Below are 14,591 nucleotides of genomic sequence, written 5' to 3' on the forward strand. Positions count from 1 at the left end.
ATGTGTCATGCCAAGCGAAGGGCCGGCGTGTGCGAATTGCTTTCAGCGGTTTCAACAACGGAAGAAGACGTAGCCAACCCGGGGGATACGTAGGGTGGTTTGATAGGTGCGCGGCCGTTCGACAAATCCTTGGACCGAGCTACCAGGAAGTCGACCAGGTGGTTGCGGATGCTGTAGTACTGCGGGTCATGGTGCAGGGTGGCGCGCTGCCGGTCTGCAGGCATCGTGTTGAGCACCACTTCGGCTACGCGGGCACGCGGGCCATTGCTCATCAGAAGAATCTTGTCAGCCAGAAGAATTGATTCATCCACGTCGTGGGTAATCATGAAAACGGTCTGGCGTGTCTCCCGACAGATGCGGAGCAGCTCATCTTGAATCGTGCCCCGCGTAAGTGCGTCTAATGCCCCGAAGGGCTCGTCCAACAGGAGCATCTTGGGCTGGATAGCGAAGGCACGCGCGATGCCAACCCGCTGTTTCATACCTCCTGAGAGTGCAGAAGGTTTTTTGTCGATGGCATGGTTTAAACCCACGAGCTCGACGTACTTCTCAACGTGCTCGTTGACTTGCGCTTTGGACCACTCTGGCCACTTGCTTCGGACAGCGAACGCGATGTTGTTACGAACGGTCAGCCAGGGCATGAGCGCATGGCCTTGGAAGACAACCCCACGGTCCAGACTTGGTCCCGAGATTTCGCGGCCGCTCATGATGACGGTGCCATCGGTTGCACTCTCTAGGCCTGCCAGCACGTTGAGGATTGTCGTCTTGCCGCAGCCCGAATGGCCAATCACACAGGCGAACTCGCCTTGGTTGAGCTCGAAGTGGACGCCATCCAAGACCGGGTCACCTCCGGGAACATAGGACTTCGTGAGACCTTCGACCTTCAGAAAGGGCTTTGCGCCCGAGATATCAACGTCATTAGTCAGCATAGGTCACCGCTTTTTGTGCTTTGGCGAACAGCATGTCCAAGGCCATGCCGACCAGCCCAATTACCAAGATGGCAAAAATTACGTTTGCCAGGGAGAGGTTGTTCCACTCATTCCAGACGAAGTAGCCGATGCCGGTTCCACCGACAAGCATCTCTGCGGCCACGATAACCAGCCATGCGATGCCCATGCTGATTCGCATTCCAGTGAGGATGGTCGGGGCCGCCGCCGGAAGAATGACTTCAATAGCTTTTCGCATTGGTCGTACCTGCAAGGTGTTCGCAACGTTGAGCCATTCCCTTCGGACGCCGGCCACGCCGAAGGCGGTGTTCGTCAGCATCGGCCAGATGGAGCAAATGAAGATGACGAAGATGCCCGAGATGGACGAATCCTTGATGGTGTAGAGCGCGATGGGCATCCAGGCCAACGGCGAGATGGGCTTGAGTACCTGGATGAATGGGTCCAGCGCCCGATAGGCCAGCGGACTCATGCCGATGAGGAAGCCCAACGGAATGGCAAACGCCACTGCGAAGCCAAAACCCAGCGCGACTCGACCAAGAGAGTAGGCCACCTGAATTCCGACACCTTTGTCGTTCGGGCCGTTGTCGTAAAAGGGGTCGGCCAACTGCTTGGCAATAGTTTTGCCCATGTCAGCAACTGTGGGAAACGACGACTTTGCAGGCGTAATGGCTGCTGCCTGGGGGTCTTTGCCCATCAACTGCGCATACTCGATTTGGTCTGCCGTAAGCGTGACTTTAGGCTCCTTCGACGGCAAGGTTGACACGTGCCATATGGCCAGGATGACGATAAGAAAAACGGCAGATAGAGCGGCAGCTTTGAGCCTCAATGATTTCGCGTTGTTCATATCAGGCCTTCTTGATAGTGAAGCTGTTGGCATACGCATCGGCCTTCGAGGGGTCGAAGGTCTTGCCCATGATTTGGTAGCTCGGATAGGCTGTCGTGTCAGGAACGCCCTGTCCCAGTTGCTTCATGGTCTGCTTGGCGTCAGTCAGGAGGAAGACTTTCTCGGCCAACTGCTTGTAATTGACGTCACCCTTGATATATCCCCAGCGCTTCATCTGCGTGAGCATCCAAACAGCCATGCTTTGCCAGGGGATGGGGTCAAAGTCGACACGAGCCGGGTTGTTGATGACGTTGCCTAGTCCATCGGCATACCTGCCGGTGAGTACTTGGGTCACAACAGCCTCTGGTTGGTTGAGATAGGCTTGGGTCGAAATCACTTTGGCGATGAGCTCGCGGTTCTTGGCGTCGCGTGCCATGGCGGCGGAGGTGAGCACAGAGCGGTAAAGTGCTGCGAAGGTGTTCGGGTTCTTCTGGATGAACTCAGTGGATGTACCGAACGCACAGCAAGGGTGGCCGTTCCAGATATCGCGGGTAAGGATGTGAATGAACCCGACCTCTTCGACAACTGCGCGCTGGTTGAACGGGTCTGGCCCGAGGAAGCCGTCGATATTGCCGGCTCGCAGATTGGCCACCATTTCCGCCGGCGGGACAACACGCAGCTGGACGTCACGGTCAGGGTCGAGGCCAGCTTCTGCCAGGTAGTAGCGCAGCAGGAAGTTGTGCATCGAGTACTCGAACGGAATGGCGAACTTGAAGCCCTTCCAGTTCTTCGGGTCTCGGTTGCCTTTGTGTTTGAGGGCCAAGGTGATGGCCTGGCCGTTAACGTTCTGAATGGTCGCCACATTCATCGGCTGGGCGTTAGAGCCAAGACCCATTGAAATGGCCAGCGGCATTGGCGACAGGAAGTGCGACGCGTCGTACTCCTTGTTCATGACCTTGTCGCGCACGAGTGCCCAGCCGGCGGTCTTCACAATCTGCACGTCGAGACCCTGCTTACTGTAGAAGCCCAGCGGCTCAGCCATGATGAGCGGCGTGGCACAAGTGATGGGAATGAAGCCAACCTTGAGGCTCTTCTTCTCGATAGCTCCCTTGTCCTGGGCCATGGCTTGAAGGCTGGTCAAGGGCAGCACGCTCGAGATTGCGGCCATGGCCGTGGACTTGCCGACGGCACGCAGGAAGTGCCGGCGAACCACATCCTGAGGAAAGATAGCCTTGACGAGGCTCGCCTCAATGAACTCATTGGAGTACTGTTCGAAGGAGTTCGTCTGACTCCGACGGATGAGTTCTTGCGCGGCGTCGTGAGCTGAGGCAGCCTTGTGCTCGCTCTCAGAACCGTGCCTGCCGCAAGAGCAGGACATCATCAGCGGCTTTTCTGCATCGAAGGGGGCGAAATAGCTCATAAGGACTCTTTCAAGGTTGGAATGGGGCGGAAGCGCGTGGAAGCCACTTAGACAGTGAAGGCCCGCGAGGTCGTTTTCACCCGAATAACGGGCCTGACGTGGTCGTATACAAGATGTGGCTGGCCGCAAATGCGGGACGCAATGACACGTGCTTGCCGAGCTATCGGTTCGATGTAGCGCAGGGGCTGCCCATTGATGCTGATGCAGTCACCGAGAGCGTGGATGTTTTCAACACTGGTCGCCAGCGTCTTTGGGTCGAGGGCGATGCCGTTGTTCCAGTGGAGCCCAGCAGATGCAGCAAGTCGGCTCGGCGTCTCGAGCCCTGTGGCGGAAAGGACATGACTGACGTTCAGGGCGAAGCCCGATTCCGTCTGCACGGTAATGGCAGAGCCATCCCTGGTCACGCTTCTGATGCGCGTGTCACCGATAAAGCTCAACGGCAGCGAAGACCATGCCGTGAGCAGTGCCTGTGATTCCTCCGGCGTGATGACATTGGCTAGCGGTCGCGTTGCGACATCCAGCAAAAACACAGAGTGTCCAGCGATTGCCAAGTCGTTGGCGATTTCACAACCCACTAGCCCAGCGCCAACGATTGCGACCTGTTGGGCTGAGTCCGACCTTCCGAGAGCCTCCCGGAATTTCGTGTAGCAACGCAGGTCGTTGATACCCCAGCACAACGACGCCGGCATGTTCTTGTTCTTGCGCGGCGCGGCGCCATGCGCAAGGATGAGTTGGTCGTAGCGTACTGCGCCCTTAGTGGTGCGAAGCATGTCGCTTTCCGGCGCGATGCTGATGGCCAAGGTATCGGCCATGAGACGAATGCCCAGGCGCTGCGCTGCGGCGACTCCTGTTTCCTTGACCATCGAACGAACGCCGATGGACTTGGCCATGGCGACCGACAGCTGAGGCTTGTCGTAGAGGTCGCCACTGCAGCCCGTCACCATCGTGATGGGGACTCCGGAATCGCCCTCCCGAATCGCCTTGGCCATAGCCCAGCCGGCGGCGCCTGCGCCGACGATGACCACGCCAGCTTCATGACGGCGATTCAGGTCAACGGTGACGGATGGGTTGGCAGTGGTATCGAGTGCTATCTCGACATAAAGCTCGAAGTCGCTTTTGGTGACACCGCACAGAGGGCATTCCCAGTCTTCGGGAATGTCGGCGAATCTAGTGCCAGGCGCGAGTCCGCTGTCTGGGTCACCCTTTTCTTCGTCATAGACCAAGCCGCATGCACGGCAGATGTACTGACGGTACTCCATCACGACTTGGTCAGCGATGGAATCACATTCTGGAAGGAGGATGGCAATGGCGCTCATGCGGGCATCTCCTGCGCACTTTGCTTTGCCATTTCGCGACGCAGGTGCTTCAGTGCCGGCGTAACGATGGCAACGAAATGAGACTCGCGAACCCGACGTTGGACAGATGACGAGAGAAGGTAGCCTCGCGCGCCCTGATGGAGAAGTGCCGATTGCGCAGCACGCAGGGCCAGCTCCGATGCATGGGCCCGCACGTCCAGAACGTCCAGGAGTGTTGGCTTTTGTCCCTCGCTTGCGAGTCGAGCCAATGCGTAGGTTCGCTCGCTGAGGGCGTCGAGTTCTAACTGCAGTTCGACGGGACGGTCGTGCAAGAACTTGTTGACATGTCCGAGATGCTGTTCGACTGCCCACATGGTGTCGATAGCGCCTTGCGCGACACCCAGCCCCATGCCGACCTGCAGCAGAATGAAAGCGGGTCGAACTTTGTCCAAAAACTCAGGAACGTTCTCTGCGATGAGGTTCTTGGCCGTGACCTTGAAATTGGTGAAGCGAACACCCCATGTACCAGTGCCTTCCATGCCAGCAAAAGACGGGCACTCTTTCAACTCAATTCCGGAACCCTGGCAAGGAACCATGAACATGATGTCGCGCGTCGGTTGACCTTCTTCGTAGACAGTGGCCGCGCCGCCGAAATAGTGGTCTTCGCCAAGGTTGCTTACCCACGGAAGAGTGCCGTTCACGACATAGCCGTTCTCAGTCGGCTCAGCCTTGAGAAGCATGGGTTCAATGCCGGTCATCGCCTTCATTGGGTTACTAAGCGCTGTACCGCCTAGCCTGTCACCGTTGATGTGCGCCTCGAACTCCGAACCAAGGAGAGCAGGATTACCGCTGCGCTCCATGTAAAGCGCACAAGCAGCTTGGCACCACACCATGAATCCAGTAGCTCCACAAACCTTAGATACTTCGGCTACCCCTTGAATGGCGGAAGTTAGGTCGGGAGTGCCCGCCAAGCCGGTTTGTGCGCGGTAGAGCCCAGCCTTCCCGAGGTCCTTCAATACCTTGGCAGGGTATGTGCCTTGCCTGTCGATTTGGTCCGCAATGGCCGCCAAGGGCCCCTGGGCGATGGCTTGCACTTTGGCAAGCATGGCTGCTGCCGCCTGAGAAGATGTGGACAGGTGGATGTTGCTTGACGCTACCGCTGACATGGTGTGGTCCTAACTACCGGCTCAAGCCAGGCTGATGTCGAATGGGATGGGGTTGCGCATGGTGTTGGCTACCGGCGAGAAGTAGTTGGCGTGACGAACGATGTCGTCGAGTTCCTCACGAGTTGCGTCGCCTTCAACAAGCACCTTCACGCGGATTTGCTGGAAGCCCATCTGGCTGGGTTCACGCTCGGCTCCATTGGCGCCCCAGGCAGCGGAATTTCCGATGTCGCCTTCCAGGAAAACTTCGAGCTTGGTCAGCTTGACGTTGCGATACGTTGCTACGGCCGTAATACCAACGCTCAGGCAACCACCCAGGCCGGACAGAACGATTTCGCCAGGAGCCGGTGCGGTGTCTTGGCCGAACAGGTGCGGCGGCTCGTCAACCACCACCGGGGTGTGGTTACCGACATAGCTGAGCGTGCGGAACTTTCCGTCTACGACGGTATGGACCTTGTTCGTGCCTCGGGTGTTGGGGTTGTTGCGGCCCTTTTCGCCAAATGCCAAGAGGCCATCACGGTCAATGGGGCGCAGGTAGGTTTTGATAGTCGATTTCGCGACTTCTGCTGCACGTTCTGGGGTTGCGAGGGTCATTAGATAGCTCCTAGGTGTGTTGCTGACGATACTTATTCAGCAACAACCGTGCCAACGTAATGCACAGCCTTAGGCGTTAACTATCTATTTGATTTATAAGGAGTAAATTCCAAGCACCCTGTCGTACGAGCCGAACACAGGGGTAATGTATTCCGACATTTTGTCGGACAAAATGTCGACAATATGTCATGCTTTAGACGAACTTCAACAGCATGCAGAGGTAAATTCGTCAATGTCAAAACTAGAACCTACCTGGCGCGAGCAGGAGCAACTGCTGCTCGGTGAAGTGATGCGCCTGGTCGGCAAAAGTCTTTCAGCCGACATCGTGTTTAGAGAAATGCTCCACCTGATGTCCGAGCTTCTTGGACTGAATAGGGGACGCGTTGTCCTTGTCGACGTCTTTGGACATGACAGATACGACCGGCTGACTGGAGAGGAACACGCTTCCATCCGCTATGCGTACGGAATGACCAAGACGGAGATTGCCCGAGGTCGTTACCGCATGGGAGAAGGCATCACAGGCGCGGTCCTGATGACCGGGCAGCCCAGCATCGTGCAGAACATCGACGACGACCCTCGCTTCCTGCTACGCGCGGTCGAACGTACACACCTTCCATCGGAGACGGTGGCATTCATTGCCGTACCGATTGAGGTAAATCGTGTGACCGTAGGGGTGCTCGCCGCTCACCGCATCCGCATTCGAAATCGGCAGCTGAGTGACGACGTTGCCATCCTTCGCCTTCTTGCAACTCTTTGCGGGCAACTGCTGCAACTCAGAGAGCTGGTAGAGGAAAAGACACGCGTGCTCGAAAAGAAGAATGAGCTCCTGAGCCGTGCGCTCGAATCCGCCGCAGCGCGCTACGGCATTGTTGGGAGTTCGCCTGCCTTACTACGTGCACTCGAAGAACTGGAGCGGGTGGCTCGTTCCTCTGCAAGCGTGCTCCTCCTGGGCGAGTCTGGTACTGGTAAAGAGCTGTTTGCCCGCGCCCTGCACATGTCGAGCAACCGGCGAGATGGACCTTTCATCAAGGTGAATTGCGCGGCCATCCCAGAGTCTTTGTTTGAGTCGGAACTTTTCGGACATGAGAAAGGCGCCTTCACCGGTGCCAACGCAGTCCGAGCTGGATGGTTTGAACAGGCGAATAACGGAACCATCTTCCTGGATGAGATTGGCGAGATGCCCCTGGCCATGCAGGCCAAACTACTCCGGACCCTGCAGGAGGGGACTATCAGCCGGCTGGGCGGAAAGCGGGAATTTCCCGTTGATGTTCGCGTCGTCGCAGCGACCAACAGGGACCTGAGCATTGAAGTTGATGAGGGCCGGTTCCGCCAAGACTTGTTCTACCGCCTGAATGTCATTCCGATTCGGTTGCCGTCACTGGCGGATAGGAAAGAGGATGTTCGATTGCTCGCGCAGCACTTCCTGAGTAAGACAAACCAGCAGAATCAGAAAAACGTTTACTTCTCAGCCGAGGCCCTTGACGCCCTGGAACTGCATCCCTGGCCAGGTAATATTCGAGAGCTCGCCAATGTCATCGAACGCACGGTGCTCCTTACGGATAAGTCCACAGTAAGTCGCAAGGAGATTGAAATCTGGCTGCCTAGTACCTCGAGAGTGCGTAGAGAGCAGGCTCCGCGCCGGCCCAGCCCGCAACAAGCCTCACTATACGCATCGTCCTCACCACCACTGGTCAGGGACTATCAGTCTGCCAACTCACACGCCGCCCAGGACCTACATCGCGCGATGGAGCTGCACGGAGGCAATCAGTCGCGCGCAGCCCAGGCGCTGGGTATGACTGTGAGGCAGTTCAGCTACCGATGGAAGAAACTGATGACAACCAGCCAGTAGGATATCGGTATCCCTACAGCTTCGCCTCTTGCCACATCGGTTCGATAAGGTGCTAGAGCTGACCAGCAATCACCACGAAGAAACGGGCGGTCCAGCACTACCTTGGCGCACAATTGACTCATGAGCATTTCAGAGCGCAAGGAAGCAATATTGGTTGCGGTGAAGGCTGCCCGCTGCCCTGTCCGGCCAAGCACATTGATGGACTCCATCGCGAGTTCTCGGGCTTCTCTCAATCGCGATTTGAAATACTTGGCGGAGGCTGGGCTACTGGAAATTCAGGGCAAGGGGCGTTCGACGCGTTACCTCCCAGGGGTCGACCCCAACGAGCCTCCAAAGGCTCGCCGGCAATGGTCGTCAGCAGCAACGGCGTTCCTTGAGTCATTAAGCGCACCGCTAGCTACGCGCCCACAAGTTCGGTACGACGCAAGCTTCTTGGCTGCCTACACCCCGAATCTGTGCAGCCTTCTGCCTCCTCAGCTAGCCCTGCATCTGTTCCATGCAGGCTATAGCGGACCAGCGCGCCCCGCCCAAGCCAAGGCAGCAGAGCAACCTCTTGAGGAACTCGTATGGTCGTCCAGTTGTCTTGATGGCATCTCCATGAGACTCGATGACGCCAAGCAGGTCCTAAACGGGCAACCCTACGCAGACGGTCGCGGCAGAGATGCTTTGGTACTTCTCAATCACAAGGATGCCATCGACTACATCAACGTCAATGCGTCGGAGAAAGACATATCAGTTGAGGGCATTGTCGATGTGCAAGCCCTGCTGATGCGGGACCTGGTGAATGCAAAGCTCATTGGCGGCATCCGCACTCTGCCTATCTATGGCTGCGGCTACGCTACGTGCCAGGACCCTGCAACCTTGCACTCGCTGCTGAAGTCCATTGCCGATAAGGCACGACAAGTGCACAACCCTATCGAGGCCGCGTTCTTCACATGGGTGAATTTGTCGTACCTGCAAGCATTCAATTTCGGAAATGGCTCCACGGCTCGCCTGGCTGCCAACATCCCGTTGCTGCACAAGAACTGTGCCCCGCTGTCGTTTCAAGGCGTGCCCAGAGATGACTATGAGTTGGCGCTCAGCGGTATCTATCAAAAGCAGGACGTGACAGCCGCGGCAGAACTCTTTGAGTTCGTATATCGCCAGTCCGCGCAAAGCTTTCACCAGTGAGCGCATCAAGGTTCTCGCTGGAGGTCTGTGAATGCTCAGAAGGAGCTAGTCAGCTCGACCACCCATAGCAAGGCTACTCACCAAGCTCGTTGTCGTCGACCGGCTTATCAGGGTGTTCATGGCGGTCTAACCGCTCACGGAGTTCGTCCAAACTTTCCTCATGCGGTGGCTGGGAGTAGTACGCCTGGTGAATGTCATCGGGGGATAGCTCTTGCGCTACGTGCGAGTTAGCCATGCCCGAAGCCAGTCGAATACGGGCATCTCGTGACAACTCAACCACTCGTTGACTCTCACTGCTAAACCTTTCGATGTATCCCAGCCTGTAACGCTTCGATGATTGCAGAACACTCATGCGCGGTCGCCTCAAACGCATCGGGCGCATAGCCTGCAGGAGGCTTAGAAACTTCATCGCCGTGCGTGGAGGAGCGAGCAATTGCTGCAAGAACGCATTTGTGGGTTGTAGGTCGTTCAGGTGGGTCAACACCTCCTCGAGAGTCTCGAAGCGACCACTTTGGGGATTGAAATACCTCCACGGATGCCCCTCATTCGAGTCGCATTCCAAGCAGTCGCGTGCAAAACTCTCGAAATCAGCGACAGGCGATACCCCCACTGGCTGAGGTTCCGTCAAGTTCTTCGCACGGCTGTCTTTGACCAGCAAAGAAAAATTCGCATAGCCTTGTTCTAAGGCCAACTGATTCTGAGCTGCGTTGAGGGGGATAGATTGCTCGCGAGCCAAGCGTTTAGCTGAACGCTTGAGCTGCTCCAAACGAGCGGGGGTAAGGCGCTTGGTCATGATTTATTCCCACGGTCACCTTGACACAATGCGCCCACACATTGAGCCTGGATGACCAGTTGGTCAAACCACAACCCGGAACTACTACGCCGTCGCGAACAACTTGGCCACCGTGGGCGGGCGAGCCGGCGAGTCGGCTCTGCGTAAAAGTATAGGAGCCGCCTGAGCAGACTTCAAGCAAATTGCAGGGTCCTCAGCAACCGCTCAAAGGTTCACCCTACGAAGAAATCAACCAGGACTTCAACACTTGCGTGGTTCCCCTCGCCTGAGTGAATGTGCGGTCCATCCAGAATGTTTACGAAAAACTCCACTGCATCGCCAGCCAACTGGGCTAACGGGACCGAGCTGAAGACATGGTGCCAGTGTTCCTACCATGGCAGTCTGCATATTCCGGTTGAGCTGGCCGGCTGTGGCTGACCCGGCTACTGCTCTTAACCGACTGAGTTCGGCCAGAAGCAGATACTCTGGGATGACCGCAACCTGTAAGCTACTCACAACATCTTCTATATAAACGATGAGGCCCAAATGTCCCGATACGCTCAGCTCACTTCCGTACTGCTTTCCAACCCAGCAGCGCAAGTCATTCTGACGTTCGACGAGCTGGACAGAATCGTGCCGGGCGGACTGCCAGCCTCGGCCAAGCAATATCCGGCATGGTGGGCAAACAACGCGTCAAGCCAGCCGCACGCAAAGTACTGGCTTGATGCTGGACGACGAGCCACGCCCAACTTCAAAGCAGGTCGGGCAGTCTTCACCCTGGATGAGTCCATTGAAACTGGTGAGCTGGCCGCGGCGGTAGTCGATGAGTCGACGCCGCAAGTCCTGACGGAATATGTCGAAAGCAGCTTGAGCCTCGAGCGCGACCTCGAAGACCAGATAGTTAGTCACCTTGACGTTCTGGAGCCTGGCCTGACGCTCGTTTCGCGCCAAGAGACCAGTGATGTTGGAAGGCTCGACCTACTCGCGAGGGACGCCGACGGCCGCATGGTCATAATCGAACTGAAGGCAGGCGAGGCAAAGGACTCATCCATCGGACAAATTGCGCGCTATATCGGCTGGTACGCGCAGAAAGAAGGCCAACCACCACGGGCAATTTTGGTCGCATCGGGATTTTCGGAGCCAGTAAGGTGGGCGGCCAAGGCAATTCCGGGACTGAAACTGGTGACGTATCGAGTGCAGTTTGTGTTCGAAGCAGCGACAGTATAAAAAGGGAGATGCTTTACTTCAGCCAGTCGCTGAGGAACGCCTCCCATGACTGGTTAGGGTCGCATGCAGCCGCTGGTCAGCTCAAGCATACCGGTCAGCTCCGAGCGGAATGAAGGTCAACGATGGTCAGCACCCGCAGGCAGTCACCACTGCTTAATTTGCTCTTTCAATTTGTCTGATAGCTCTTTAAGAGCCTGAGGTTCAGATAGTCCTGACGTTCGTTCTGTCAGCACGAGATGCGGGGATGCCGCGGCGCCCCAGCCTTCGTCCTCGTCGTCCAGGGCGACCCAGCTGGTTGCTGCGCGGCGTGTCGCGTCGGCCAACACTTGGGCACCGCGGGTCATCGCATCGAACTCGAACTTGTTCATCGCGCTGTGAAACGTAGCCCCAATCACTCGAGAGCGCAGCGCTTCAGGGAGAAAAGCCTTGGCCTGGGAATAGCTCAACACGCGGACCCAGGAGGTAGACAAGACGATGACGACTTCGGGGTATGGCGCCAGGGCTTCGACAAGGAGCTCCGCGTTCTCGAACAAGCGATGGCCAGCATGGTCGACACTGAAGTACATTCCACCCCTCGGGTGGCGGTAGACCGGCTCCGGGTGCAGGACTCCGTCGTAGTCCAGGTACAGAATGGTCTTTGACATGCTTGCCTGGCTTTCTGGCACGTCAGCAGGTACAGCTGTACGCCAGCTAAAGTGCCGCTGATTTCAAGGTTTAGAAATTAAGCCTCGCAGCACAAAGGCACGCCTAAGGCTTTGAAGCTCGTCCTTCTGAAAGCCAACACCTTCCTGGCAGAGAACCACAAATTGACGCCGTTCTCGCGACCAGTTCTCGAATCCAGTGCCGGAGAGTCCGTCATCCAGTACAGCCCACGAGCGAGCACCTTCTGGATGCTGCTCCAGCCAACTGTTGATTTCCACAGCCCGATGCGCCCGTCGTGAGACTTGAGGCGTTGTCCAGTCCTGATGCAGCCTTTGTGCGACAAAGCCAAGACCGCCCAGCTCCAGCGTCCTCTCCAATAGGTCTCGGTCAAAAAACCAGCGCCAACTTGTGGAGAGCACATACCGCGGAGAGAACTCCTCATGCACCAGCCTGAGATGCGACACAGCTTGAGCGTCGAACAGCTTGCTCCAGAGCTCATCCAAAGCACTAAGTGGTTTACCAACCCGGGCCGCTTCAGCCAAAGCAGTTAACGCGTCATAGCCACCAAATGGGTTGTTGAGGCAAATGACATCATCGAAATCCAGGAACAGGATGGGCCTCATACAGGCTCAGCTCGCTGCGGCTCCTGGCCGAGGAGTCGGAGTTCTCCTTCAGTTGCAGTACTCATGCTAGCTGTGTGTAGGTTCATCCAGTCACGAAGCTTTTGCTGGACGCTGATGTCCGATATCCCCGTCTCACTCTCACAAAGTATCAATGTAGGCCAGGAACCTGCCGGCCCAGGAAAGAACTTAGGTTTGTCGTCTAGCACGACGTAGTCAGTGATGGCGTTGAGTTCCAACCAGGCTCGTATCGCCACGTCGCGTCCTATTTGGGGATTCCCAACGGAACCGCCGTACCAACGGGCAATGGGGGCAAGGAGTTCTCCCAGCTGGGCGTCATTCAAGAAGATGCGCCAGGAGCTGCTGACAACCACAGCGATATTCGAATGCTCCCGCAGCAAGTCCTTGAGGATGCCTAGGTGTTGGAACGTGGCAGGCCATCCCGCTCGAATTTCGTGCGGCTCAAGTGGTGGCCGTGCACCTGCAATAGCTCGGGGTGGATGCAGGACTCCGTCAAAGTCCAAAAAAATGATGCGACTGCATTGCTCCGCAAGAGACGGCACAAGCTTGTTCGGCCCGTACTTCGATGAAGTCATCAGTTCAACCACTCAAAAGAACAATCACTTGGATGTGACTCGTCGTCGGCAAGCAACTCGATACCAATGGACTCGAAATAGACTAATTTCGTGAGCTCCGCTTTGCAGGACTGCTAGAGATTTCGAACAGCGGTACCCAGCCATCCGACTCAGCCCTAACGACAGGACTCATAGAGTGGCCGTCGAGATATTTGTCTGGAACACCAGACATCTTTAGGACTAACTTTTCGCTGTGACGCTCTGGGCTGACCCAAACCTCTTCTATGGGCTGTATGGCCAAGTTAGTCTGCTGTTTGGAGTAGGTAACGCAATGAAGCGCAACGACGCGACAAGGCTCCTGTGTATTTCGAAGCTTGCGGAGCGCTTCTACGTCGGCAAACATAGCCGTCACTCTCTCTGAAGCCGGCTCACCTTCGGGCTGGACAGTTGCAATGAACATCGGCGCCGCACAGTCTTTGACGACGCAGCCCCAGTACCCACCACCGTTAGGGAAAAAGACCTTCTGATGCGGGTAGGGAATCTGGTTTTCGGGTAAGCAAAGAAACATTAGATGCTCGAAGAGATACGGGTCAATTGTGACACACAACTCTACTTACAAGTAGTCGATTTCCTGGTAGTCGATTCATCGGTAGTCGACACACCAGTAGTCGACACAGTAGCTATGTTTCAACATCATTCGGTAATGCATGCCCCGAAGCTTCAGAAAAAGAAAACAGCCGTCTCAGCAAAGGAACTACTCGCAAAAAATGTTCTCCGCCTGCGCGAGGAACGGGAGCTCTCACAGGAAGAACTGTGTCATCGTGCAGGTGTACACAGAGCCATCATTGGCCACATTGAACGCCAAAAACGCAACGTCACTCTTGAAACGCTAGAGGCGCTCGCAGTAGGCCTTGATGTCGGTATCAGTGAACTGTTTACTGAATCCAAATAGCACCTTGGGTCGCCAATTGCGGGCGCTGGTCTCAAGTGGTCATCATCCCGAGGCGAGATGACGGGCCTGCCTGTATGCCCCTTTGCGAACCTTGCGGCGGCCTAGCGGAGCTTACGCAAATTAGATACGCGCTTCCCAACTAGCACTCTCTTGATGGCGTCTAAGTCGCCTATATGGTGCATATTCCGCCCTTGAAGCAGCGTCGAGAGACGAGATGCAAGAGGAATTGCGACCGCACGCAATATCGCAGATAGGACGTTAGGACATAGGGTGTCGTGTGCTCGAACAGCCCCACCCGTCTTCATACCAATTAGATAGCAGGACCCCACAGACCCCGCAGAGGAATCTGTAGGGTTCTGAAACTATCCAATCACAGCCGGACACCGCCTCGGTCACCATACCCTTCAGGTACGGAAGTGGGCGTGTCCGAATTTTTGTGTAAACGGTTCGGACTTCAATTGACGGAGATGCGGTCTCCGAACTGAATGGTAAAGCGGGTCAGCGCAGCCTTCCAATCCCGGATGGGCATGGTCCACTTCTGACTG

Annotated in this window: 14 protein-coding genes; 4 read left to right on the forward strand and 10 right to left on the reverse strand. The window is 56.3% G+C overall.

Going from position 1 to position 14,591, the window contains the following annotated elements:
• Positions 1-5: 5 nt before the first annotated feature.
• Genes FSY45_RS25945 through FSY45_RS25970 form a run of 6 tightly spaced genes read right to left on the reverse strand, consistent with a single transcriptional unit; the run spans position 6 to position 6,239 of the window.
• The gene (locus FSY45_RS25945; RefSeq protein WP_003064638.1) at positions 6-926 is read right to left on the reverse strand and encodes an ABC transporter ATP-binding protein; all 921 of its coding nucleotides are present in this window, start codon (positions 924-926) and stop codon (positions 6-8) included.
• Positions 916-1,788: a nitrate ABC transporter permease gene (gene ntrB, locus FSY45_RS25950; RefSeq protein ID WP_003064640.1), complete on the reverse strand. Its 873-nt coding sequence runs from the start codon at positions 1,786-1,788 to the stop codon at positions 916-918. Before ntrB ends, FSY45_RS25945 begins: the two co-directional genes overlap by 11 nt.
• Position 1,789: 1 nt before the next feature.
• Positions 1,790-3,187 carry a CmpA/NrtA family ABC transporter substrate-binding protein gene (locus FSY45_RS25955; RefSeq protein ID WP_148748529.1) on the reverse strand — a complete coding sequence of 466 codons (1,398 nt, stop codon included), beginning with the start codon at positions 3,185-3,187 and terminating at the stop codon, positions 1,790-1,792.
• A 47-nt stretch (positions 3,188-3,234) separates the two neighbouring features.
• On the reverse strand, positions 3,235-4,503 hold the full coding sequence (locus tag FSY45_RS25960) for an FAD-dependent oxidoreductase (protein ID WP_003064644.1): 1,269 nt from the start codon (positions 4,501-4,503) through the stop codon (positions 3,235-3,237).
• Complete coding sequence (locus tag FSY45_RS25965) at positions 4,500-5,648, reverse strand: acyl-CoA dehydrogenase family protein (RefSeq protein ID WP_034361925.1); 1,149 nt, start codon at positions 5,646-5,648, stop codon at positions 4,500-4,502. The genes FSY45_RS25960 and FSY45_RS25965 overlap by 4 nt, the downstream gene beginning before the upstream one ends.
• A gap of 21 nt (positions 5,649-5,669) precedes the next feature.
• Positions 5,670-6,239, reverse strand: a complete 570-nt coding sequence (locus FSY45_RS25970) for an OsmC family protein (protein ID WP_148748530.1) — start codon at positions 6,237-6,239, stop codon at positions 5,670-5,672.
• 232 nt (positions 6,240-6,471) lie between these two features.
• Here FSY45_RS25970 and FSY45_RS25975 point away from each other — a divergent pair, with 232 nt between their 5' ends.
• A complete protein-coding gene (locus FSY45_RS25975; RefSeq protein WP_003064651.1) occupies positions 6,472-8,088 on the forward strand; it encodes a sigma-54-dependent Fis family transcriptional regulator in 1,617 nt (538 codons plus the stop codon).
• A 120-nt stretch (positions 8,089-8,208) separates the two neighbouring features.
• Positions 8,209-9,258 carry a Fic family protein gene (locus FSY45_RS25980; RefSeq protein ID WP_148748531.1) on the forward strand — a complete coding sequence of 350 codons (1,050 nt, stop codon included), beginning with the start codon at positions 8,209-8,211 and terminating at the stop codon, positions 9,256-9,258.
• 73 nt (positions 9,259-9,331) lie between these two features.
• Here FSY45_RS25980 and FSY45_RS25985 read toward each other — a convergent pair whose 3' ends face one another.
• Positions 9,332-10,051, reverse strand: a complete 720-nt coding sequence (locus tag FSY45_RS25985) for a hypothetical protein (RefSeq protein ID WP_148748532.1) — start codon at positions 10,049-10,051, stop codon at positions 9,332-9,334.
• Positions 10,052-10,576: 525 nt separating this feature from the next.
• On the opposite strand from FSY45_RS25985, the gene FSY45_RS25990 reads away from it, so the two are divergent.
• The gene (locus FSY45_RS25990) at positions 10,577-11,257 is read left to right on the forward strand and encodes an endonuclease NucS domain-containing protein (protein WP_003064660.1); all 681 of its coding nucleotides are present in this window, start codon (positions 10,577-10,579) and stop codon (positions 11,255-11,257) included.
• 143 nt (positions 11,258-11,400) lie between these two features.
• On the opposite strand, the gene FSY45_RS25995 is transcribed toward FSY45_RS25990, so the two are convergent.
• The 3 genes from FSY45_RS25995 to FSY45_RS28560 form a co-directional block, all read right to left on the reverse strand.
• On the reverse strand, positions 11,401-11,901 hold the full coding sequence (locus FSY45_RS25995) for an HAD domain-containing protein (RefSeq protein ID WP_003064663.1): 501 nt from the start codon (positions 11,899-11,901) through the stop codon (positions 11,401-11,403).
• Positions 11,902-11,964: 63 nt separating this feature from the next.
• Positions 11,965-12,522, reverse strand: a complete 558-nt coding sequence (locus FSY45_RS26000) for an HAD domain-containing protein (RefSeq protein WP_148748533.1) — start codon at positions 12,520-12,522, stop codon at positions 11,965-11,967.
• Entirely contained in the window at positions 12,519-13,115 is a 597-nt protein-coding gene (locus FSY45_RS28560; protein WP_003064669.1) for an HAD domain-containing protein, read from the reverse strand. Before FSY45_RS28560 ends, FSY45_RS26000 begins: the two co-directional genes overlap by 4 nt.
• Before the next feature lie 550 nt (positions 13,116-13,665).
• Here FSY45_RS28560 and FSY45_RS26005 point away from each other — a divergent pair.
• Positions 13,666-14,046 (forward strand): helix-turn-helix domain-containing protein, encoded by a 381-nt coding sequence (locus FSY45_RS26005; protein WP_003064675.1) that lies wholly within the window; start codon positions 13,666-13,668, stop codon positions 14,044-14,046.
• Positions 14,047-14,591: the final 545 nt, after the last annotated feature.

This window comes from Comamonas sp. Z1 (genome assembly GCF_008121555.1).
Lineage (GTDB): Bacteria > Pseudomonadota > Gammaproteobacteria > Burkholderiales > Burkholderiaceae_C > Comamonas > Comamonas thiooxydans.

Coding starts and splice junctions, on each gene's coding strand:
- FSY45_RS25995 (WP_003064663.1), bottom strand. CDS start 11,901: ATGTCAAAGACCATTCTGTACCTGGACTACGACGGAGTCCTGCACCCG.
- FSY45_RS25970 (WP_148748530.1), bottom strand. CDS start 6,239: ATGACCCTCGCAACCCCAGAACGTGCAGCAGAAGTCGCGAAATCGACT.
- FSY45_RS26000 (WP_148748533.1), bottom strand. CDS start 12,522: ATGAGGCCCATCCTGTTCCTGGATTTCGATGATGTCATTTGCCTCAAC.
- FSY45_RS25975 (WP_003064651.1), top strand. CDS start 6,472: ATGTCAAAACTAGAACCTACCTGGCGCGAGCAGGAGCAACTGCTGCTC.
- FSY45_RS25960 (WP_003064644.1), bottom strand. CDS start 4,503: ATGAGCGCCATTGCCATCCTCCTTCCAGAATGTGATTCCATCGCTGAC.
- FSY45_RS26005 (WP_003064675.1), top strand. CDS start 13,666: ATGCTCGAAGAGATACGGGTCAATTGTGACACACAACTCTACTTACAA.
- FSY45_RS25990 (WP_003064660.1), top strand. CDS start 10,577: ATGTCCCGATACGCTCAGCTCACTTCCGTACTGCTTTCCAACCCAGCA.
- FSY45_RS28560 (WP_003064669.1), bottom strand. CDS start 13,115: ATGACTTCATCGAAGTACGGGCCGAACAAGCTTGTGCCGTCTCTTGCG.
- FSY45_RS25980 (WP_148748531.1), top strand. CDS start 8,209: ATGAGCATTTCAGAGCGCAAGGAAGCAATATTGGTTGCGGTGAAGGCT.
- ntrB (WP_003064640.1), bottom strand. CDS start 1,788: ATGAACAACGCGAAATCATTGAGGCTCAAAGCTGCCGCTCTATCTGCC.
- FSY45_RS25945 (WP_003064638.1), bottom strand. CDS start 926: ATGCTGACTAATGACGTTGATATCTCGGGCGCAAAGCCCTTTCTGAAG.
- FSY45_RS25985 (WP_148748532.1), bottom strand. CDS start 10,051: ATGACCAAGCGCCTTACCCCCGCTCGTTTGGAGCAGCTCAAGCGTTCA.
- FSY45_RS25965 (WP_034361925.1), bottom strand. CDS start 5,648: ATGTCAGCGGTAGCGTCAAGCAACATCCACCTGTCCACATCTTCTCAG.
- FSY45_RS25955 (WP_148748529.1), bottom strand. CDS start 3,187: ATGAGCTATTTCGCCCCCTTCGATGCAGAAAAGCCGCTGATGATGTCC.